Below are 19,353 nucleotides of genomic sequence, written 5' to 3' on the forward strand. Positions count from 1 at the left end.
TGAATTAGTCCTCTTTCGAATTGGCAAATACGCTGGCAACAGCGTGAGCGCCGATACCTACAGCTGTGGCACCCAAAATAACCGCGCCTACTGTGTCGGCGGTTGCATCGAGCCCATGAAGGAGCTGTCTGCCGAGGGGTTTTTCGAAATCTGCCATGTCATCCCAGAAGTTGGGTTCTGAGCAGCCCATACAGCCGTGACCAGCTAATACGGGCCAGCTGGTATGGTGGTTAAAGCGCTCTGTGGGGCAGTTGTTATAGGTGTATGGCCCTTTACAACCAACTTTATATAAACAGAAACCTTCTTTGGCACCGGTATCACCAAACTCTTCGACAAATTCGCCAGCGTCGAAGCGACCACGACGTTCGCAATTGTCATGAACGCGCGCACCGTAAGCCCATTTAGGACGGTTAAACATATCCAGTGCGGGTAATTTTCCGAACATGATGAAATACATCAGGGTACCGACAATGTTTTTCTCACTTGGTGGGCAACCACCTAAATTAACGACCGTCTTATTGACGATTTGGTCAACACCTTTTGCACCTGTTGGGTTTGGTGCTGCGGCTTGCACACCACCAAATGAGGCACAAGTCCCGACAGAAATTATCGCGGCGGCGCCTTCGGCAGCATGCTTAATAATCTCGAGTCCAGTATGACCTTTACAGCCAACCGTTAGGAATGCACCGTTATTGGCCGTGGGGATTGCTCCTTCGACGGCTAAAAGGTAATTGCCTTTATAGGTCTCCAGAGCGTGTTCTAGGTTCTCTTCAGCTTGCCAACCCGCGGCGGCCATTAATGTTTCATGGTATTCAAGCGAGATGTGGTCGAAGATAAGAGAGTCTAGGTTAGGGGTATCGGCGCGAACGAGTGATTCAGAACATCCTGTACACTCGGCCATGTGTAACCAGATTAAGGGGACTCTATCTGCCAGCTCTGCCGCTTCAGCGACTAAGGTGCTAAAGGGGAGTGGCAGTGCGAGCATTGCGGTTACAGCAGCGCTCCATTTCATAAAGTCTCGGCGGGTAACGCCATGTTCTTCCATTTTAGTTTGCAATGAATGAGCATGACGAGGTTCTAAGCTGCGTAACATTTCAAGACGCGCTTTTCCCTGTTCATATAAGGCGGCATGTGTGTCCATGGTTAACCCTTTGTTGTCATTTTGATGCGAAAATGTAGTGGCACTATTCAGTAATCAAGTTTAGGCCGCAATTTGCAGTTGATTATTGATGTATATCAACCTTTTGACTTCTTGTGATTTTGGCTAACCTTTACCCTTAATTCGTATGAGCTAGATCATGTTTAAATTGTAACTATGGACAAATTGTCGCAACTATTTATTTGTCTGTGATCGGGGTAGGATTTTGTTACTCGCTCCTAATCACATGTTTTTATTGCTTATAAATAATATCGACTAAATCTTCGGCTTTTTAGACCAACCTTATATACACTTAAGATGAATACCTTCAAAGGAGTTAGGCTATGGAATCAATGAAAGTTGTGGATTATATGGACCGTCAACCTGTGTTATTACAAGCCGATATGACACTGGCCGCCGCTGTTGAGAAATTAGTAAAGCAGAAAAAAATTGGTGCGGCAGTGGTCGATGTACAAGGCCATTTAGTGGGTTTTTTGTCGCAACAAGATTGTTTAGCTGTCATGTTAAAAAGTACCTATCATTGTGATCTGGTGGCTAACGTGAGTGACTGCATGCGCAGCGATGTACTGACAGTGACAAAAGATTTGCCAATAATTACCCTCGCGGAGCAGATGCTGCAACCTAAACCTAAAATCTATCCGGTGATTGATAATGGAAAAGTGGTAGGCACTATTGACCGACATGCGGTGTTGGGGGCAATTAATACGTCCATGCAAGAGTGTTATTTGAAGCCTGCATAAACGATTTTTAACAGATCCATAGCCAATTGCATAATGTGGCGACATATTGGCCACTAAGAGCGATTTTCCATACCAAATCACCGCGTTAATTGGTAGGATCGCTCTTTTGTGTTTTTCGATAATGGATTTTGCATTTGAACTCGCCTAGCCATCCCCTCTCTAATGCCTTCTTAAAGCAATGTTATCAAGCCGATGCGGCGAGGATTAGGCGTCGTCTCTATCGTCTTAATAAACAAACCGATGCAGAAAAGAAAAGCCAAGAAGTCGCTAAGTTGGAGCAGCTTGCTATCGAGGCGGCTGCCAAAGTCGAGCAGCGGCGCAGTAATCGGCCGACGATTAACTACCCTGAAGAGTTACCTATCTCTCAAAAACGCGATGAGATCGCTCGCGCGATCGCTGGTAACCAAGTGGTTATTATTGCAGGTGAAACTGGCTCAGGTAAGACGACCCAGTTACCTAAAATCTGTTTGGAGCTGGGTCTAGGTACACGGGGGTTAATCGGGCACACGCAGCCAAGGCGACTCGCAGCGCGCAGTGTTGCGAGCCGGGTGGCTGAAGAGCTTAACAGTCCGCTAGGGGAAGTGGTCGGCTTTAAAGTCCGTTTTGCCGACGCCATTAAGCCCAGTTCATACATCAAATTGATGACCGATGGTATTTTATTGGCTGAGCTGACGTCCGATAAGCTGCTGGACCAATATGACACCATCATTATCGATGAAGCCCATGAACGTAGCCTCAACATCGATTTTATCCTCGGTTATCTAAAAAATGTACTAAGAAAACGCTCTGATCTTAAAGTGATCATTACCTCGGCAACAATCGACGTTGAGCGTTTTTCTAAGCATTTTGACAATGCTCCAGTGATTGAGGTTTCAGGTAGAACCTACCCCGTAGAGACACGTTACCGCCCGTTAGTGCAAGAGCAAGACGCCGATCTCGATTTGACCGATGGTATTTTTGCCGCCGTTGAAGAGCTAATGGCCGAAGGCCAAGGTGACATTCTTATTTTTATGAATGGCGAACGCGAGATCCGCGATGTAGCCGATCAGCTTAATAAGCAACAATACCGTGACACTGAGATATTACCTCTCTATGCCAGACTCTCTTATGGCGAACAATCTAAGGTGTTCAAGAGCCATATTGGCCGCCGCATCGTTTTGGCGACCAACGTGGCCGAAACCTCATTAACAGTACCAGGGATTCGTTATGTTATTGACCCAGGTACGGCACGGATAAGCCGCTATAGCTACCGTACTAAGGTACAGCGTCTGCCAATTGAGCCCATTTCACAGGCGAGTGCTAACCAGCGTCAAGGACGTTGTGGCCGTGTCGCACCGGGGATCTGTATTCGTCTCTATGATGAACAAGATTTCAATAATCGTCCTGAGTTTACCGATCCCGAAATTCTGCGCACCAACTTGGCTTCGGTGATTTTGCAGATGCTAGCGATTGGTCTGGGTGATATTGAAGGTTTTCCGTTTATTCAGCCACCCGATTCTCGCTATATCCGTGATGGCTTCCTATTACTTGAAGAGTTGCAGTCGGTCAAAAAGCATAAAGGCCAACTGCAACTAACCCCACTTGGGCGTCAATTGGCATCCATTCCTGTTGATCCAAGGTTGGCAAGAATGGTTGTGCAGGCCAACGAATTTGGTTGTTTACATGAAGTGTTAGTGATCACCGCAGGCCTGTCGATTCAGGACCCACGTGAACGCCCCATGGATAAAAAACAGTCGGCTGATGAGGCGCATCGTCGCTTTAGTGATAAAGATTCGGACTTTATCTCATGGGTTAAGCTTTGGGACCATATCAAGACAGAGCAAAAAGCACTGTCGGCAAGCCAGTTTAGAAAGTTATGTAAGCAGGAGTTTTTGGCTTATCTGCGCGTGCGTGAGTGGCAAGATCTTTACGCGCAGTTACGTCAGGCAGTGCATGATTTAAAGTGGAAACTCAATGCTGAGCCCGCAGATTATGAGCTGTTGCATAAGGCGCTGCTGACTGGCTTGCTTAGCCACATTGGTTTTAAAGATAAAGATAATGAATACCTTGGGGCACGAAATCGCAAGTTTTTCGTCTTCCCTGGTTCGCCACTTGCTAAGAAAGGGCCTAAATGGATTATGGCCGCTGAGATGACCGAGACGTCGCGTTTGTTTGCAAGATGCTGTGCCAAAATCCAACCGGAATGGGTTGAGCCGCTAGCGGCCCACCTGGTTAAGAAAAACTATGTAGAACCCCATTTCGAGGCTAAACAGGGCAGTGTTATCGCCCTTGAAAACCAACAGCTCTATGGGTTAACGATTGTCAATCGAAGACGGGCGCAGTATGGGCCTGTTAATCCGATTGAAGCGCGAGAGATCTTTATTCGGAGCGCGCTTGCTGAGGGTGAATTGCGCACCAATGAAGCCTTCTTTGTTAAAAATCGCAACTTACTGCAAGATATCGAAGCTCTGGAGCATAAATCTCGGCGACGAGATATTTTGGTTGATGAGCAGGCGCTCGTCGACTTCTATGAACCACGGATCCCTCAAGGGATCTACAACGCGCCAAAGCTGCTAAGCTGGTGGAAAAAAGAGAAGCGAAGTCATCCTGATTTACTCGATTTTGAGCGTGATCAGTTAATGAAACGCAGCGATGACCACGTATCAGCGCTCGATTTTCCCGACTATTGGCATCAGGGGAATCTTAAGCTCAGTCTAAGTTATCATTTTGAACCATCAGCCATTGACGATGGCGTGTCGGTACATATTCCCGTTGCACTGCTCAATCAGATAGACAGTGTGGGATTTGATTGGTTAGTGCCAGGTCTTCGGGAAGAGAAATGTATCGCGCTGATTAAGTCGCTGCCCAAGGCATTACGGCGTAACTTTGTGCCAGCCCCTGATTATGCTAAAGCGTGCTTACAGGCGATGAAAGCCACCGATATTGGTTTGCTCGATGCCATGTGTAAGCAGTTATTGCGCATGAGCGGTGTACGAATATCCCCAGAAGATTTCGATCTATCGCAGCTCACTGCGCATCTGTTGATTAACTTTAATGTTGAAGATGACAAGGGCAAAGTGATCAGCCAAGGTCGTGATCTGGAGACATTGAAGTCGCAATTGCAGGGGCAGGTGACTCAGGCCATTCGTAATGTCGCTGAAACGGGTATCGAAAAAGCAGACCTAACCGAATGGAATTTTGGCAGTTTGCCTAAGCAGTATGAAAAACGTAAAGGTAACTTTGAAGTCAAAGCATTTCCTGCGTTGGTGGATGATAGAACCAGTGTGTCGATCAAATTGTTTGATGATGAACATGAGGCAAGTCGAGTGCATCGCAACGGCTTACAACGTCTATTGCTGATTAACATTCCGTCGCCGGTAAAACATCTGCAGAACAGTTTGCCGAACAAGGCAAAACTGGCGATGTATTTTAATCCATTTGGCCAGGTACATATTCTTATTGATGATATTTTGTCGGCGGCAGTGCAGCAACTGCTCGATGAAAAAGGCCTCGATGTTCGTAACGCAGAGCAATTTGACCAAGCTAAAGATTGGGTGCGTCAGGAGTTAAACCCCACAGCAGCCAAAATAGCCCTAAAAGTCGAAGAGATTTTAACCTTATACCAAAAGGTCAAGAAGCGCCTAAGAGGCAAAATTAGTTTAGACATCGCGTTTGCGATGAGTGATATACAAGCACAGTTGGATAAACTGGTGTTCAAGGGCTTTGTCGAGCAGTGTGGCTGGCAGCGTTTACCTGATTTAGTGCGCTACCTTAAAGCGATTGACAACCGTTTAGATAAGTTACCTGTGGATCCTAACCGCGACCGTCTGCATCTTCATAGTATCAATAACGTACAGAAGCTACTTGATGAGCAATTAGCAAAAGTCCCACGGACCATGCCGATTCCTGAAGCGCTCATTGATGCACGTTGGATGATAGAGGAGTATCGTGTCTCCTGTTTTGCTCAAGTCTTGGGAACGGCCTATCCGATCTCTGAAAAACGGATCATGCACCGAATCAGTGAAACCTAACCGTTAAATCTTATTAAAAGCACCTTAGTTAAGGTGCTTTTTTTTGGCCTTATAAAAACCATGTACTCCTAAGGGGATATTTTCAGGATTTAGATCACAGTTCTGCTTACAAATTGTACTATAACAGTCTATGTTTTAGAGGTTTATGAATAGCTAATGTATTCATTTTGCTGCTTTCTCAATCGAAAACGACGCTTACACAGGGTGATCTAGGTAGTATCAGCGATAAAAGGATGATCTGGATCAAGCGTGTGTAGCTTTTACCGATTTAGGGGTATACAGAATGTTAACAAATTATTGATACCATAGTGCGTAAGGAGACTGGCACTGTATAAGGCTGTCTTACTTAACAAAATTACGTTTGTGTAAGTGTTCTGCACCTAAGTGTAAAACCGACATGACCCGTTGGAGGATGCATGAGTTCCACATCAAATGAAGAAAAAAGCTTAGAGTTAAAAATATTTATCTTTCTAACCGTTTTTCTTGCTCCACTGCTGTCAGTGTTACTCGTGTCTGGGCTGGGATTTGCTATTTGGTTTGGCCAGATAGTGATGGGACCGCCAGGCGCAGGCTAAACCACTGCCATCTAATAAATAAAATAAAGAGTGATTTACAAATGAGCAAAGAACTTCACGTCACAAGCTTAGTGGTTCAGGTCAGGCCTGAACAAATGTCTAATGTTAGGCAGACCATTTTAACGATGGAGAACGCTGAGTTGTCAGTTAACGATGAGGTCAAGCTAGTCGTGGTGTTAGAGGGTGAGACTCAAAAAGGATTAATGGCAGATATCGAAGCGATTAACGGCATTGAGGGTGTACTGTCGGCGGCCATGGTTTATCACCAAAGTGAAGTGCTTGAAGAGGGTGAAAAATGAAGATGAATAGACGCGAATTTATGAAGGCTAATGCGGCATTGACTGCTGCTACAGCCGCTGGTTTAGCGCTACCGACTGCGGCTAGCAACTTAATTACCAGTTCAGCAGAAACTAAACTTGAGTGGAACAAAGCACCATGCCGTTTTTGCGGTACAGGTTGTTCGGTCATTGTTGGTACCCGAGACGGTAAAGTCGTTGCCACGCACGGCGATGCAGAGAGTGAAGTTAACCGAGGTTTAAACTGCATTAAAGGTTACTTCTTATCTAAGATCATGTACGGCAAAGATAGGTTGCAAACACCTATGCTGCGTATGACTGACGGCAAGTACGACAAGCACGGCGAGTTTACGCCGATAAGCTGGGATACTGCCTTTGACACCATGGCGCAAAAGTGGAAGGAAACCATTAAGAAAAAAGGCCCAACAGCCGTTGGTATGTTTGGCTCTGGCCAGTGGACCGTATGGGAAGGTTATGCGGCTTCGAAATTGATGAAGGCCGGTTTTGGTTCCAACAACATTGATCCTAACGCTCGTCACTGCATGGCATCGGCGGTAGGTGGCTTTATGCGTACCTTCGGTATCGATGAGCCCATGGGCTGTTACGATGACATGGAAGCGGCCGACGCATTTGTGCTGTGGGGCTCTAACATGGCAGAGATGCACCCGATCCTTTGGAGCCGAGTGACAGACCGCCGTTTAAGTGCGCCTCATGTCAATGTTGCAGTCTTGTCTACCTATGAACACAGATCCTTCGATCTGGCTGATCTGGGTATGATTTTTACACCAAATACCGATCTGGCGATGCTTAACTTTATCGCTAACTACATCATTCAAAATGACGCGGTAAATTGGGACTTTGTTAACAAGCACGTTAACTTCCGTAAGGGGGAAACCGATATCGGTTACGGCCTTCGTCCTACACACCCTCTACAGATGAAAGCTAAGAATGTTAAGACGGCGGGTAAATCTACGCCAATTGATTTTGAAGCATTTAAAGCATTTGTGGCTGACTATGATGTTAAGTCGGTCAGTAAACTTTCTGGTGTTCCTGAAGATAAACTGATCGAATTGGCTAAGATGTATGCCGATCCGAACACTAAAGTGACGTCATTTTGGACCATGGGTGTCAATCAGCATACGCGTGGCGTGTGGTGTAATAACCTCATTTACAACATTCATCTTCTTACTGGCAAAATCTCGACGCCAGGTAACAGCCCGTTCTCATTAACGGGTCAGCCTTCTGCTTGTGGTACCGCACGTGAAGTGGGAACTTTCTCACACCGTTTACCTGCAGATATGGTTGTTGCAAATCCTAAGCATAGAGCGATTGCAGAGAAGATTTGGAAAATTCCAGATGGCATCATTCCGCCGAAACCTGGCTACCACGCTGTTGAGCAGAATCGCCGCCTAAAAGATGGTGATATCAACGCTTACTGGGTGCAGGTGAACAATAATATGCAGGCGGGTCCCAACATCAACGAAGAGGGACTACCTGGTTACCGTAACCCTGAAAACTTCATCGTTGTATCCGATGCTTATCCAACGGTGACCACACAAGCTGCTGACTTGATTTTACCTACTGCAATGTGGGTGGAAAAAGAGGGTGCTTACGGTAACGCTGAGCGCCGTACACAGTTCTGGCATCAAATGGTCAAAGCACCTGGTGAGTCTCGTTCTGATCTGTGGCAGTTGATGGAATTCTCAAAGCGTTTTACTACCGATGAAGTGTGGCCAAAAGATGTATTAGCGGCTAACCCTGAATTTAAAGGTAAGACACTATTTGAAGTGCTTTATCAAAATGGCAATGTAGATAAGTTCCCGCTTGAGCAAACCGATCCTAAGTTTATGAACGAAGAAGCTCAGCACTTTGGATATTATGTTCAAAAGGGCTTGTTTGAAGAGTATGCCACTTTTGGCCGTGGTCATGCCCATGATCTTGCGCCATTTGAAACCTATCATGAGGTTCACGGTCTGCGCTGGCCTGTGGTCAATGGTAAAGAGACTAAATGGCGTTTCCGGGAAGGTTCTGATCCTTACGTGAAACCAGGTAAAGGCTTTGAGTTCTACGGTAAGCCAGATGGCCGCGCAGTGATCTTCGCTCTACCCTATGAAGCGCCTCCAGAGTCTCCAGATGAAGAGTACGATATCTGGTTATCTACGGGTCGAGTGCTAGAGCATTGGCACTCAGGTTCTATGACCCAACGTGTACCTGAGCTTTATCGTGCTTTCCCTGATGCAGTCTGCTTTATGCATCCTGATGATGCGAAGAAGCGTGGCCTACGTCGTGGTGATGAAGTGAAAGTGATTTCACGTCGAGGTGAGATTAAGACGCGCGTTGAGACTCGTGGTCGTAATAAGCCTCCTGTTGGATTGGTGTTTGTACCTTGGTTTGATGCCAGCCAGCTCATTAATAAAGTTACCCTTGATGCGACAGATCCATTGTCTAAGCAAACAGACTTTAAGAAATGTGCGGTTAAAGTGGTTAAGGCGTAAGGAGAATCACCATGAAAACAGTAAAACTTGTGACATTAGCCGCGATGGTGAGTCTAACCGTTGGCGTGACATTCACGGCGCAATCAGCCAGTGTACCTGACGAAAAGATTGCCACTTTAAGAGAAACACCACTGAATGTTGAGCCAACACCGCCAGCGATGCAAAAGGTGAGAAACACCGATATAAAAGAGGTGCGTAACTACCCAATGCAGCCACCAGTGATTCCTCATAAGATTGATGGTTATCAAATCGATCTGAAGGTGAACAAGTGTATGTCATGTCATGCGCGTAAGCGTACGGGAGACTCTCAGGCGCCAATGGTGAGTGTGACCCACTATATGGATAGAGAAAATAATTTCTTGGCCGAGCTGTCGCCTAGACGTTATTTCTGTACTCAATGCCATGTGCCGCAGCTCGATGCTAAGTTGTTAGTTGAAAATGACTTTGTCGATATGGATCACTTGATCAATGCTGATACCAATACCAACAATAAGCACTAGGAGCTGACATGATAGCGAAACTACTATCTAGCCTGCAAAAGGTGTGGACAGTGTTAAGAAAGCCAAGCGTTCACTACAGCTTAGGGTTTCTGACGTTGGGTGGCTTTGTCGCTGGGGTAATTTTCTGGGGTGGGTTTAACACCGCGCTAGAGGCGACCAACCAAGAGGCCTTCTGTATCAGCTGCCATGAGATGGAAAATAATGTGTATGAGGAGCTAAAAACCACCATACACTTTACTAACCGAAGCGGCGTAAGAGCGACTTGTCCTGATTGTCACGTACCACATAACTGGACAGATAAAATCGCGCGTAAGATGCAAGCCTCGAAAGAGGTATGGGGGAAAATATTTGGCACCATTAATACACGCGATAAGTTTGAAGCAAAGCGTCGAGAGTTAGCTGAGCATGAATGGGCACGCTTAAAAGCGAATGATTCATTAGAGTGCCGTAACTGTCATAACTTTGATTACATGGACTTTACACGTCAATCTCCACGAGCGGCTAATATGCACTCCACATCATTAGCTAGCGGTGAAAAGACTTGTATCGACTGTCATAAAGGTATTGCTCACCACTTACCTGATATGAAAGGTGTCGAAGGTTTCTAGACGTTAATTTTTATCTCCACTAAAGCAAACGCCAGCAATCATCTCGCTGGCGTTTTTTTATGGTTTAGCAATGTAGCTATCTTAGCTGCTCGCCACGATTAAGGGCGATCAACTTGTCGAGAATATGCTCGCCATCCATGCGGATACCATTGTGCTCATATTCCGATGTTAACCAATAGGTTAAGTTACCCACCGATGCTGCAGTTTCGAGGCTGTACTGCATCTCAACAAACATATCTTCGCTATAAATAGCCGCGGCCACTGGCACTTGGTTATCAATCAGCCTTTCTTGATCGTACAAGTTTGGCCAGTCTGTTTTTTCTGCTAGTAGGTGTGCGGCATGTTTAAGCGGTTTTAAGTTAGTAAACTGCTCAAAAAACCAGGGGTACACCATTTCGCCAGTGAATAAAAATGGCTTATCGGCCTCATAGTTAAATTCACTGTAGACACTGCGCACACGCTGTGCAGCCCAGTTCGACGCGTCTTTTTGACAATAGATGCTTTCGTGCAGCAGCGCGAAGATAGGGTTGGTGTTGTAATCTAATAGCTGACAAAAATGGGCCAAAAATAGAGGGTTGACTTGGGGACCCGCGGCGGTATCGATTAGAGCTTGTTCAAGTAAGTAATACACCGACTCTGGGCCCTGCTCCATGCCGATATTAATACCTAACAGTTGTAACATCTCAACAGTGAGCCGCTCGCCTGTGGCAATTCTGACATCATGGTGAGCAATATGCTCTGCTAGTTGTTTTATTAGCGTTTGGGCGTCAGGAAAGCGGGTAAAGAAGTCTGCATTTTTGCTGAGTACACGGCGATAGGTCGCTTGATAGACTTGTTCGGCTGGACGACTTAACGAGGGAATACCACCTGTGATGTAGGCTTCACTTAACCCTTCAGGTGCATCGTTTAAATATTTAAGTACGCAAAACCCACCGAAGCTCTGCCCCAAAATACTCCACTTATCGCCATTGGCGATGGACTGACGAATGGCCTCTGCATCGCGAATGATATTATCAGCCCTAAAATGACTCAGGTAGGTAGCTTGCTGGGCAGAATCTAAATGGCTAATCGAGACGTGGCTGACAGGAGTCGAGAGTCCTGTGCCACGTTGGTCGAGCAGTAAAACCCTGAACTCTTTCAGGGCGCGTTTTATCCAGCCGTTATTGGCGGCCGGTCTGATCGCGCCAAATCCGGGTCCACCTTGAAAAAAGACTATAAAAGGTCGTGTACTGTCTTGTGGGTTTGTCCCTCTGAGTTCGCGGGCAAATACGGTGATCTGCTCACCATTGGGTTGGCTATAGTCTAGTGGGAGTGTGAAGGTGTGTTTGATGGCATGAATACCTGCCAGAATTTGCCGAGTGTGCATAATTACCCTGTATAAAATAGCATGGCCAGATAGGGGCAAATTGTATACAAAAAATATCGGTGCGGATAGCTTATCTCAGATCAATATTTTTGTAACAGATGTTAGTGAAAACACTCAGCTTAACGTAATCTATGGCTAGTCAGTAAAAGTGGAATGTAAAGATGAAGTATCAAATTGTGCCAGTCACGCCTTTTCAGCAAAACTGCAGTATTATTTGGTGTGAAAAAAGTAAGTTAGCTGCGGTTGTCGATCCCGGTGGCGATATTAATCGCATCGAGCAGCAACTCGAACATCATGGTTTGACACTGGAAAAGATTTTACTAACGCATGGTCATATTGATCATGTGGGTGGGGCTAAGGCATTGAGTGAATCGACAGGTGTGTCGATAATTGGCCCCCATAAAGATGATGAGTATTGGCTGTCGTCCCTGCCGGATCAGAGTAAACACTTTGGTTTTTTACCTGTAGAGGGATTTACGCCACATCAGTATCTTAATGCGGGTGATACCGTCTCGGTAGGTGAGCAAAGCCTACGGGTACTGCATTGTCCTGGACATACGCCTGGTCACATTGTCTTTTTTAGTGCTCAAGACAAGCTTGCCTGGGTAGGCGATGTTCTTTTTAAAGGCTCCATTGGTCGTACAGATTTTCCGATGTCCAACCATAATGACTTGATTGAATCTATCACCACTGTGCTTTGGCCATTGGGTCGTGATGTGACCTTTATTCCGGGTCACGGGCCTATTTCCAATTTTGGTGTTGAACGCGATCAAAACCCCTTCGTGGCTGATCAACTCTTTGGCTAAGCGCGATTAGCGTCTATTGCATATACGATGAATGCTTCGCCCCGCCATTAAGTGAAGGTACAGGGCGAAGCAATCGTATTTTGCCAGCGATAGCGCAAAAACAGCATCAATAATCTCGCCTTTTGTCACGATCTCTAGTGACAACCTCAAAATAATTTGTGTTTTTTTACTACAAATCACTCATATTTTGCAATTTAGTAACATCAGATCTGGTTTATTTGGCCTAGATCCTATTTTTGTTTATCAATTTGAAGTAATTTAACCAAAAATAATATTCCAATGTAATGAGGGGTCATACATGGAAAACCGTTGGCAGGTCGCTTTGTCGGCCGGCATTCTCGCTGCTATTTGGGCTGGGGTTGCCGATACATTTCACTTAGTCACTTGGATTGGCTTTCTTGCGTGCAGTACCTATTTCGCTCAACCTAAAGCAGGTTTTCAAGGCGTGTTGATGAGTTGGCTGACCAATTTGTCTGGCGTGTTTTGGGCTTGGGTGGTGATTTCTGGCAGTAGTTTTTTCGAGACACCACTGATTGGCTATTTGCTAACGGGCATTGTCACCGCACTTATGTGTTTGCAAGCTAGCTATCACAAACTATCCTTTATTCCAGGGGCCTTTATTGGTTGCTGTATCACCTTCGCGATGGGGGGCGATATTATCAATATTATTCCGCCTTTATTGCTAGGGGCCTTATTAGGTTATAGCATGACACTATTAACTGAACAGCTGGTCTGTTTTACGCAAAAAACACTGCCTGCTATTAAGTTACGTATAGTTAAAGCATCCCAGTAGCGCAGTTAACAAGCCACCTGGTGGCACGTGTCAACGCGAATAGTCAAGCCAGATAAAATAATAAGTGAGTTTCCATGAAAGAGATTCAATTTAGAAAGATTGATGCCTTGATGATTAAACTAAGCCTAAATGGAAAGTTTTGGCTAGTTTGTTCTATGGTCGGTGTTATTACATTAGTCGTCGCCCTGTTTAATCTCAATCAAGTGTCTGAGCATGCCGGTCAAAGTTCGATGGCACGGGCACAAGCCGCCCTTGACAGCTATGCTAATGTTGCCCAGCAACAAAGTTTAACTGGGACTGCATTGTCTCAGTTTGCGCAGCGACATGGTTTGCAATTGGGGTCACGTGAAAACAGATCTCGCCAAGGTGATAATGTGACTGTTAGCGCTGCGGTTAATGGTCAGTATTTACAATCGACGGTGAACGTTGCGTCATGGGAGCTGGGGGCAAAAAGTAACGGTCAATGGATGTTCTGGGTAGCGCTGTTGTCACTCTATCCCTTATGTCAGTTAAGTTATTGGATTTCAACCTCATTGGGTGGCGGGTTATGGGATATGTATATCGCTATCAAACGCCTTGCTGACGGTGATCTCTCTTTCAGACTCAACTTTTTTGGTACCGATGACTTTAGTATGATCGCTCGTGAAATAGACCGCAGTGCGGATAATATGAGTGAGATGGTGACGGCTATTGGAAAAAATGCTGCCACCTTATCTCATGCATCGGACGAGTTTAATCAACAAGCGAAGCAGAATGATGAGTTAGCACATTTTCAGCATCAGTTTCTCGATACTGTCGCAGTGGCGATGGATCAGATGACTGCTGCGATTGAGGAGGTATCTCATAACGCGGCTAATACCTCTGAGCATACCAAACAAAATTCAACGGCAGCGGCAGACAGTAAAGTACGTATCGCCGAAGCGGTTAACCGTATTGCTCAATTAACCACTCAGATTGGCGCGGCCTCAAGTTCGGTGGACCAGTTATCGGGTAATGCGAATGAAATCGGGGCGGTGGTTACCACCATTAATGGTATCTCTGAACAGACCAACCTGCTGGCACTTAATGCTGCGATAGAAGCGGCGAGGGCAGGCGAGCAAGGTCGCGGCTTTGCTGTGGTTGCAGATGAAGTCAGAACGCTAGCGGGACGGACTCAGCAAGCGACGGTCGAGATCCAGTCTATGATTGAGGGACTACAAACTGGGTCGACACAACTGTCGAATATCACTCATCAGATTGTTGAACAAGCAGAGCTCGGGCGTGGTGCGATAGAAACCGTTGGTAGCGATGTGGATACCATGGCCGATTCCATTAATCATGTATTTGATATGAGTTCACAAATAGCGGCGTCTGCAGAGGAGCAAAGTGTGTCAGCAAGAGATATCGCCGCCCAGCTCAATGATATCCGTGATCAGTCGCAGACGATTAAGGATACAGCAGAGCGTTCGGTAGGTTTGGCCGCAGAGCTGAAAGTCTCCTCGACAGAACTAGAGTCAATTTTGACTCAATATCGACTTAGCTAATTAAAATATCGTCTGCAGAGAGTGTGATAGGTCGAATATAATAAAGGTTCAATAGCTTAAGCTATTGAACCTTTTTAATGGCTATTTGAACGTGCTCCAAATAGGTGCGTGATCCGATGGCTTTTCAATGCCTCGTAGATCATAGTCGACATCCGACTCGATTAAACGCGCGGCCAATGAAGGGGTCGCTAGGACCACGTCAATACGTAGTCCACGGTTATCGTCAAACCCTTTACTACGATAGTCAAACCATGAATAACGCTCGCTGCGGTCAGGATACAGCTGACGGAAAGTGTCGATTAAGCCCCAATCTAATAAGGTCTTTAGCCACTCTCGTTCCTCTGGTTGAAAACTGCATTTACCGGTTTTTAACCAACGCTTAGCGTTTGGTTCACCAATGCCTATATCAAGATCAACGGGCGAGATATTGATATCACCAATGATGGCGATATCTTCATCGCGAGTATGGTACTCGTTTAGGTACATCATCAGATCTTGATAAAATTTACGTTTTGCGGGGTACTTGGTCTCATGAGCAATATTTTCACCCTGAGGAAAGTAACCATTGAGCACGGTCAGTGGACGGCCATTTTCTTGGGTAAATGTGCCCATGATCATCCGTCGCTGTGCGTCATCAAGGTCCGTAGGAAAGCCTTTTTGTATCTTAGTGGGCGCCATTTTTGACAGCATTGCAACACCGTAATGGGCCTTTCCGCCGTGAAAGTGGACCTGATATCCCATCGCTTCAACATCGGCTAAAGGGAATGCTTCATCGTGCACCTTGGTTTCTTGCAGGCCGATAATGTCTGGTGAGTGGCTATCGATTAAGGCTTGCAACTGATGTAGTCGAGCTCTTAATCCATTGATATTAAAAGATACAATTTTCAAAACATCATTCCTTGGTGTTTAGATTATGGCAAAACACGTTTAAATGGCTTAACAATAACGCTTTCATAAACGCCAGCGGCAATATAAGGGTCTTGGTCAGCCCAAGCTTGCGCAGCGGTTAATGAGTCAAAATCCGCCACCACGAGCGAACCGGTAAAACCGGCGTCACCTGGGTTGTCACTGTCGACGGCAGGATGTGGGCCTGCGACCAATAAACGGCCTTCATCCGATAGGGTTTGCAAGCGAGCTAAATGATCTGGACGAGCAGCCATACGCTTTTCTAAACTATTTTCAACATCTTGAGACGAAATCATGTACCACATTATTTGAGTTCCTTTTTATGTTCTTCAGGCATGTGTTTGTAAAGATACATTACGGTGATCACAGTATTGGCTAAGGTGAGGGCGGTAAGCCCAAAGACTTTAAAATTCACCCAAGTTTCTTGCGAGAGACTGAATGCGACGTAGATATTGATTAGGCCACATGAGAGGAAAAACAGCACCCAGTACCAAGTCACTCGCGCCCATATTCTATCGGCAACCACAAGCTCTTTACCTAGCATCCCTTTTAAGATCGGCTTATTGATCCATTGGCTGACCGCCAGTGCGATGGCAAACATGGCATAGACGACAGTGACTTTCCATTTGATGAATGCATCGTCATGGAAAATAAGCGTTAGCGTACCGAAAAAGCTGACCATGGCAAATGTGATCAGGTGCATTTTTTCGATCTTTTTGTATAACAGATAGGTGATAATAAGTTGTAGCGCAGTCGCGGCGATAAGTGCCCCACTAGCGACATAAATATCAAAGAATTTATACACAGCGAAAAAGATGACTAAAGGCAAAAAGTCGAGCAGTTGTTTCATAGTAACTCTTAGGTAAATTAAAAATAAAACTGGGTGTGAGTGTAGCATGCTTAGAATACGCAGCAAAAGTTTAGGGTCCCAATCCACAAGCCACTGCATAAAAATAATTCGCTATTTACATCTCGCTAACGGTGGGACTTTCAATGTTGCAACAGTAGCTTATTCTCTTTGCGAACACATAGATATTTTTGATAAACGTCCTATAAAATGAATGCTTTAATTTACCTTAGAATAGGTTTGGTGATAGTTTATAGAGATTCGCAATAAGTTATCCTTTCGGTAACAGACATGGATCGTAAAATATGATTGTTGAGCGCGACATTTCACAATTGAGTGTTGGAATGTATATCGTCGATATCAGTTTTCCTAAAGACAGGTTTAGGTTGTCATCTCAAGGCTGGGTAGAAGATGAGCGGATCATTAATGCTCTGAAAGCGAAAGGTGTTGAAAGGCTGTTGATTGATACGGCTAAATCACGTCTAGTAGGTAAGTCAGTCACGCGCCCAGAGAAACGCCAGTCACCCCCTCCCAACTCACGATTTTTCTCCAGTGAACTGGTTAAAGCCAAACAAGTATTTGAAGAGTCTAAGTCGATACAGCAAAAAATCTTCCATGATGCCAAAAACGGTGTGCCACTAAATTTGGCACCGGTAAAGGCGGTAACAGAGCAGTCTATTGACCTGATTTTTGATAATCCTGATGCATTGGCTTGCGTGCTTAATATCCGCCATAAAGATCAGTACCTGCTAGAGCACTCGGTTGCAGTGTCTGTGTTGATGAGTATTTTTGCTTTCTACTTGAAGATAGATAAAGAGATTGTGCATCATTTAGCCATTGGCGCATTCTTACATGATGTGGGCAAAATCATGATCCCAGAGCATATTCTCAATAAGCCGGGAAAACTGACTGATGATGAGTTTGCGATAATGAAAACCCACGCCACGCACTCTATTCGTACTATTAAAAATACACCCAATATCAGTTCATTAAGCCTTGAAGTTGCACGTCTACATCATGAAAAACTCAATGGTAAGGGCTATCCAAATGGATTACCGGAACGGGAGATATCGACCTATGGTCGCATGATTGCGATTTGCGATATTTTTGATGCGTTGACCTCTACGCGCTGTTATAAGTCGGGGTATCCGCAAGTAAAAGCATTTAGCATTCTAAGGGTGCTGGCTAAAAATAATGAGCTGGATGTGCAATTGGTTGATCACTTTATTAAATGTATGGGGGTTTATCCTGTTGGTTCTGTGGTGCAGTTAGAGTCAAACCGTTTAGCAATTGTTGAACGTCATAATACCGAAGATCCAATAAGGCCGACGGTGAGGCCTTTCTACGTGCTAAATCCGGATCACTTTGAGGCTTGTCATCATATTGACCTTGCTACCGCTGCTGACGATTTGATTGTAAAGTGCGTGAGAGCGGATGATTTCAATCTCAACATGGATGAAATTATCGAATTTCTTTCTCATCAAGGTTAACTGACTTGTCATCAAACACAGCCACTTAGGCTTAATTATTCGAGATACCAGTTTATTGCTTTGACGGTTAATTGAAACTCACCGGCCTGTTTGTCAGCGATGAGAAAACCGATAGTAACCAGATCGTTCCATTGGGGTTTCGGGTTTTGCGGGAATGTTCGTCCCCGAAAAGATTCGATAAAGTCGTTAGCACTAAAGGTCAGCTGTTGGGGGGTATCCGCCTGGGTCTCAAAATCAGCTTTGAAGGTTGTGCCGGCCTGATTTCTGAGCCTGAGTTGATAGGTGCGGCCATCACCTATGATGTCGATGTTAATTCTCCAACGGTTATTATATTCAGCAGGTAAGGTTTTGCTGATCTGTACGCTTCTGTTGACCGATGCAAATCCACCATTGTTTTCGAGGGACACGACACCACTAAAGCGCCCGCTATCGTGTTCAACCTTAAAATCGCTGCGTGAACGTCCACCCATGACACCGTCATTAACGATAGTCCAAGTGGCTTCCTTGTCACTAAAATCTACGAGTCGGGATTCAACCTTAGGTGTTGTCATGCTGGCCTCATTAGCAAAAGCATTTATTGATGTCATCGTTGCACACAGTGCTAGCAGCAGTATTAGGCGCATAGTGGTAAAAGAGGCATAGATTTAAGCATATGCATAGGGTCTGTGAAGCAATATGCTGCTTGGGCTTCGTAGGGCTTTTTCTGGCCAAAAGTCAGCAGCACCGACTGCATACCTGCTCGGTTAGCTGCTTGGACATCGTAAAGGTGGTCACCGATGTAGGCGAGTTTATCTGGCGCAATTCCCCAAGTGTGACTGATGTGTGTTAAGCTGCTCGGGTTGGGTTTTGCGGGGCCATCGCCTCGTGTCAACACCAGTTCAATGGGGAGTTGGGTTTGTTCAATTTTACACTGGGCTGCCAGCTGACTGTTACGGGTTACTATGGCCATGGGAACTTGTTGAAGTAGCAAAAAGTCCAGTAACGCTAAGGTCCCATGCAGTGTCGTGCACTGCTGCGCATCGTCAAGCTCTGCCGCGACGATAATCTGCTCGGCCTGATGCCGCTGCGGGCCGCTTAACTGCTCCATAAAGGCCAGAATATCTTCATCTAGAGGGCAGTTGATGCTGGCCTTGAGTGCAGTAAAGTCCAGTGACGAACTGACTAAGGTGCCATCTAAGTCAAAAATGAAGCCTTCGAACATCTGTTTCATATGTTGCATCTTAAATCCTCAATCCTCAA

18 protein-coding genes are annotated in these 19,353 nt (G+C 45.5%); 11 read left to right on the plus strand and 7 right to left on the minus strand.

The window, feature by feature from the left end; genetic code table 11:
• Window positions 1-4: 4 nt before the first annotated feature.
• Entirely contained in the window at window positions 5-1,141 is a 1,137-nt protein-coding gene (hyaA, locus tag BEL05_RS18390) for a nickel-dependent hydrogenase small subunit (RefSeq protein WP_069672046.1), read from the minus strand.
• A 341-nt stretch (window positions 1,142-1,482) separates the two neighbouring features.
• Here hyaA and BEL05_RS18395 point away from each other — a divergent pair, with 341 nt between their 5' ends.
• The 7 genes from BEL05_RS18395 (at window position 1,483) to BEL05_RS18425 (ending at window position 10,383) form a co-directional block, all read left to right on the plus strand.
• Window positions 1,483-1,899, plus strand: a complete 417-nt coding sequence (locus BEL05_RS18395) for a CBS domain-containing protein (protein WP_028762124.1) — start codon at window positions 1,483-1,485, stop codon at window positions 1,897-1,899.
• A gap of 134 nt (window positions 1,900-2,033) precedes the next feature.
• The gene (gene hrpA / locus BEL05_RS18400; RefSeq protein WP_439332371.1) at window positions 2,034-5,909 is read left to right on the plus strand and encodes an ATP-dependent RNA helicase HrpA; all 3,876 of its coding nucleotides are present in this window, start codon (window positions 2,034-2,036) and stop codon (window positions 5,907-5,909) included.
• 416 nt (window positions 5,910-6,325) lie between these two features.
• Window positions 6,326-6,484 (plus strand): periplasmic nitrate reductase, NapE protein, encoded by a 159-nt coding sequence (locus BEL05_RS18405; RefSeq protein WP_028762122.1) that lies wholly within the window; start codon window positions 6,326-6,328, stop codon window positions 6,482-6,484.
• A 41-nt stretch (window positions 6,485-6,525) separates the two neighbouring features.
• Window positions 6,526-6,783 carry a chaperone NapD gene (locus tag BEL05_RS18410; protein WP_028762121.1) on the plus strand — a complete coding sequence of 86 codons (258 nt, stop codon included), beginning with the start codon at window positions 6,526-6,528 and terminating at the stop codon, window positions 6,781-6,783.
• Between the two features lie 2 nt (window positions 6,784-6,785).
• Window positions 6,786-9,275: a nitrate reductase catalytic subunit NapA gene (gene napA / locus BEL05_RS18415; protein ID WP_069672257.1), complete on the plus strand. Its 2,490-nt coding sequence runs from the start codon at window positions 6,786-6,788 to the stop codon at window positions 9,273-9,275.
• An 11-nt stretch (window positions 9,276-9,286) separates the two neighbouring features.
• A complete protein-coding gene (locus BEL05_RS18420) occupies window positions 9,287-9,775 on the plus strand; it encodes a nitrate reductase cytochrome c-type subunit (protein ID WP_028762119.1) in 489 nt (162 codons plus the stop codon).
• Window positions 9,776-9,783: 8 nt separating this feature from the next.
• Entirely contained in the window at window positions 9,784-10,383 is a 600-nt protein-coding gene (locus BEL05_RS18425; protein ID WP_069672048.1) for a cytochrome c3 family protein, read from the plus strand.
• Between the two features lie 76 nt (window positions 10,384-10,459).
• Here BEL05_RS18425 and BEL05_RS18430 read toward each other — a convergent pair whose 3' ends face one another.
• Complete coding sequence (locus tag BEL05_RS18430) at window positions 10,460-11,749, minus strand: alpha/beta fold hydrolase (RefSeq protein ID WP_069672049.1); 1,290 nt, start codon at window positions 11,747-11,749, stop codon at window positions 10,460-10,462.
• 161 nt (window positions 11,750-11,910) lie between these two features.
• On the opposite strand from BEL05_RS18430, the gene BEL05_RS18435 reads away from it, so the two are divergent.
• From BEL05_RS18435 to BEL05_RS18445, 3 genes are all read left to right on the plus strand, one after another.
• Window positions 11,911-12,555, plus strand: a complete 645-nt coding sequence (locus tag BEL05_RS18435) for an MBL fold metallo-hydrolase (protein ID WP_028762116.1) — start codon at window positions 11,911-11,913, stop codon at window positions 12,553-12,555.
• A gap of 298 nt (window positions 12,556-12,853) precedes the next feature.
• Window positions 12,854-13,348 (plus strand): DUF1097 domain-containing protein, encoded by a 495-nt coding sequence (locus tag BEL05_RS18440; protein WP_069672050.1) that lies wholly within the window; start codon window positions 12,854-12,856, stop codon window positions 13,346-13,348.
• Between the two features lie 74 nt (window positions 13,349-13,422).
• Window positions 13,423-14,871 carry a methyl-accepting chemotaxis protein gene (locus tag BEL05_RS18445; protein WP_069672051.1) on the plus strand — a complete coding sequence of 483 codons (1,449 nt, stop codon included), beginning with the start codon at window positions 13,423-13,425 and terminating at the stop codon, window positions 14,869-14,871.
• An 81-nt stretch (window positions 14,872-14,952) separates the two neighbouring features.
• Here BEL05_RS18445 and xthA read toward each other — a convergent pair whose 3' ends face one another.
• Genes xthA through BEL05_RS18460 form a run of 3 tightly spaced genes read right to left on the minus strand, consistent with a single transcriptional unit; the run spans window position 14,953 to window position 16,627 of the window.
• Complete coding sequence (xthA, locus tag BEL05_RS18450) at window positions 14,953-15,759, minus strand: exodeoxyribonuclease III (RefSeq protein ID WP_028762113.1); 807 nt, start codon at window positions 15,757-15,759, stop codon at window positions 14,953-14,955.
• Between the two features lie 23 nt (window positions 15,760-15,782).
• Window positions 15,783-16,082, minus strand: coding sequence for a YciI family protein (locus BEL05_RS18455; protein ID WP_028762112.1), 300 nt, complete (start codon window positions 16,080-16,082; stop codon window positions 15,783-15,785).
• The gene (locus tag BEL05_RS18460) at window positions 16,082-16,627 is read right to left on the minus strand and encodes a septation protein A (RefSeq protein WP_028762111.1); all 546 of its coding nucleotides are present in this window, start codon (window positions 16,625-16,627) and stop codon (window positions 16,082-16,084) included. Before BEL05_RS18460 ends, BEL05_RS18455 begins: the two co-directional genes overlap by 1 nt.
• A gap of 302 nt (window positions 16,628-16,929) precedes the next feature.
• Between BEL05_RS18460 and BEL05_RS18465 the strand changes: the two genes are divergently transcribed.
• Window positions 16,930-18,114 carry an HD-GYP domain-containing protein gene (locus BEL05_RS18465; RefSeq protein WP_069672052.1) on the plus strand — a complete coding sequence of 395 codons (1,185 nt, stop codon included), beginning with the start codon at window positions 16,930-16,932 and terminating at the stop codon, window positions 18,112-18,114.
• A 35-nt stretch (window positions 18,115-18,149) separates the two neighbouring features.
• Here the strand turns inward: BEL05_RS18465 and BEL05_RS18470 are convergent, their stop codons facing one another.
• Window positions 18,150-18,665 (minus strand): CIA30 family protein, encoded by a 516-nt coding sequence (locus tag BEL05_RS18470; protein ID WP_069672053.1) that lies wholly within the window; start codon window positions 18,663-18,665, stop codon window positions 18,150-18,152.
• A gap of 62 nt (window positions 18,666-18,727) precedes the next feature.
• Window positions 18,728-19,333 carry an HAD family hydrolase gene (locus BEL05_RS18475; protein WP_069672054.1) on the minus strand — a complete coding sequence of 202 codons (606 nt, stop codon included), beginning with the start codon at window positions 19,331-19,333 and terminating at the stop codon, window positions 18,728-18,730.
• Between the last annotated feature and the right edge of the window lie 20 nt (window positions 19,334-19,353).

Source organism: Shewanella colwelliana, assembly GCF_001735525.1.
Lineage (GTDB): Bacteria > Pseudomonadota > Gammaproteobacteria > Enterobacterales > Shewanellaceae > Shewanella > Shewanella colwelliana.

Excerpts from the sequence above, each read along its gene's own strand:
- BEL05_RS18455 (WP_028762112.1), bottom strand. The coding sequence starts at position 16,082 with ATGTGGTACATGATTTCGTCTCAAGATGTTGAAAATAGTTTAGAAAAG.
- hyaA (WP_069672046.1), bottom strand. The coding sequence starts at position 1,141 with ATGGACACACATGCCGCCTTATATGAACAGGGAAAAGCGCGTCTTGAA.
- napA (WP_069672257.1), top strand. The coding sequence starts at position 6,786 with ATGAATAGACGCGAATTTATGAAGGCTAATGCGGCATTGACTGCTGCT.
- BEL05_RS18405 (WP_028762122.1), top strand. The coding sequence starts at position 6,326 with ATGAGTTCCACATCAAATGAAGAAAAAAGCTTAGAGTTAAAAATATTT.
- BEL05_RS18440 (WP_069672050.1), top strand. The coding sequence starts at position 12,854 with ATGGAAAACCGTTGGCAGGTCGCTTTGTCGGCCGGCATTCTCGCTGCT.
- BEL05_RS18425 (WP_069672048.1), top strand. The coding sequence starts at position 9,784 with ATGATAGCGAAACTACTATCTAGCCTGCAAAAGGTGTGGACAGTGTTA.
- BEL05_RS18465 (WP_069672052.1), top strand. The coding sequence starts at position 16,930 with ATGATTGTTGAGCGCGACATTTCACAATTGAGTGTTGGAATGTATATC.
- BEL05_RS18470 (WP_069672053.1), bottom strand. The coding sequence starts at position 18,665 with ATGACAACACCTAAGGTTGAATCCCGACTCGTAGATTTTAGTGACAAG.
- BEL05_RS18445 (WP_069672051.1), top strand. The coding sequence starts at position 13,423 with ATGAAAGAGATTCAATTTAGAAAGATTGATGCCTTGATGATTAAACTA.
- BEL05_RS18475 (WP_069672054.1), bottom strand. The coding sequence starts at position 19,333 with ATGCAACATATGAAACAGATGTTCGAAGGCTTCATTTTTGACTTAGAT.
- BEL05_RS18410 (WP_028762121.1), top strand. The coding sequence starts at position 6,526 with ATGAGCAAAGAACTTCACGTCACAAGCTTAGTGGTTCAGGTCAGGCCT.
- BEL05_RS18420 (WP_028762119.1), top strand. The coding sequence starts at position 9,287 with ATGAAAACAGTAAAACTTGTGACATTAGCCGCGATGGTGAGTCTAACC.
- BEL05_RS18430 (WP_069672049.1), bottom strand. The coding sequence starts at position 11,749 with ATGCACACTCGGCAAATTCTGGCAGGTATTCATGCCATCAAACACACC.
- BEL05_RS18395 (WP_028762124.1), top strand. The coding sequence starts at position 1,483 with ATGGAATCAATGAAAGTTGTGGATTATATGGACCGTCAACCTGTGTTA.
- BEL05_RS18435 (WP_028762116.1), top strand. The coding sequence starts at position 11,911 with ATGAAGTATCAAATTGTGCCAGTCACGCCTTTTCAGCAAAACTGCAGT.
- BEL05_RS18460 (WP_028762111.1), bottom strand. The coding sequence starts at position 16,627 with ATGAAACAACTGCTCGACTTTTTGCCTTTAGTCATCTTTTTCGCTGTG.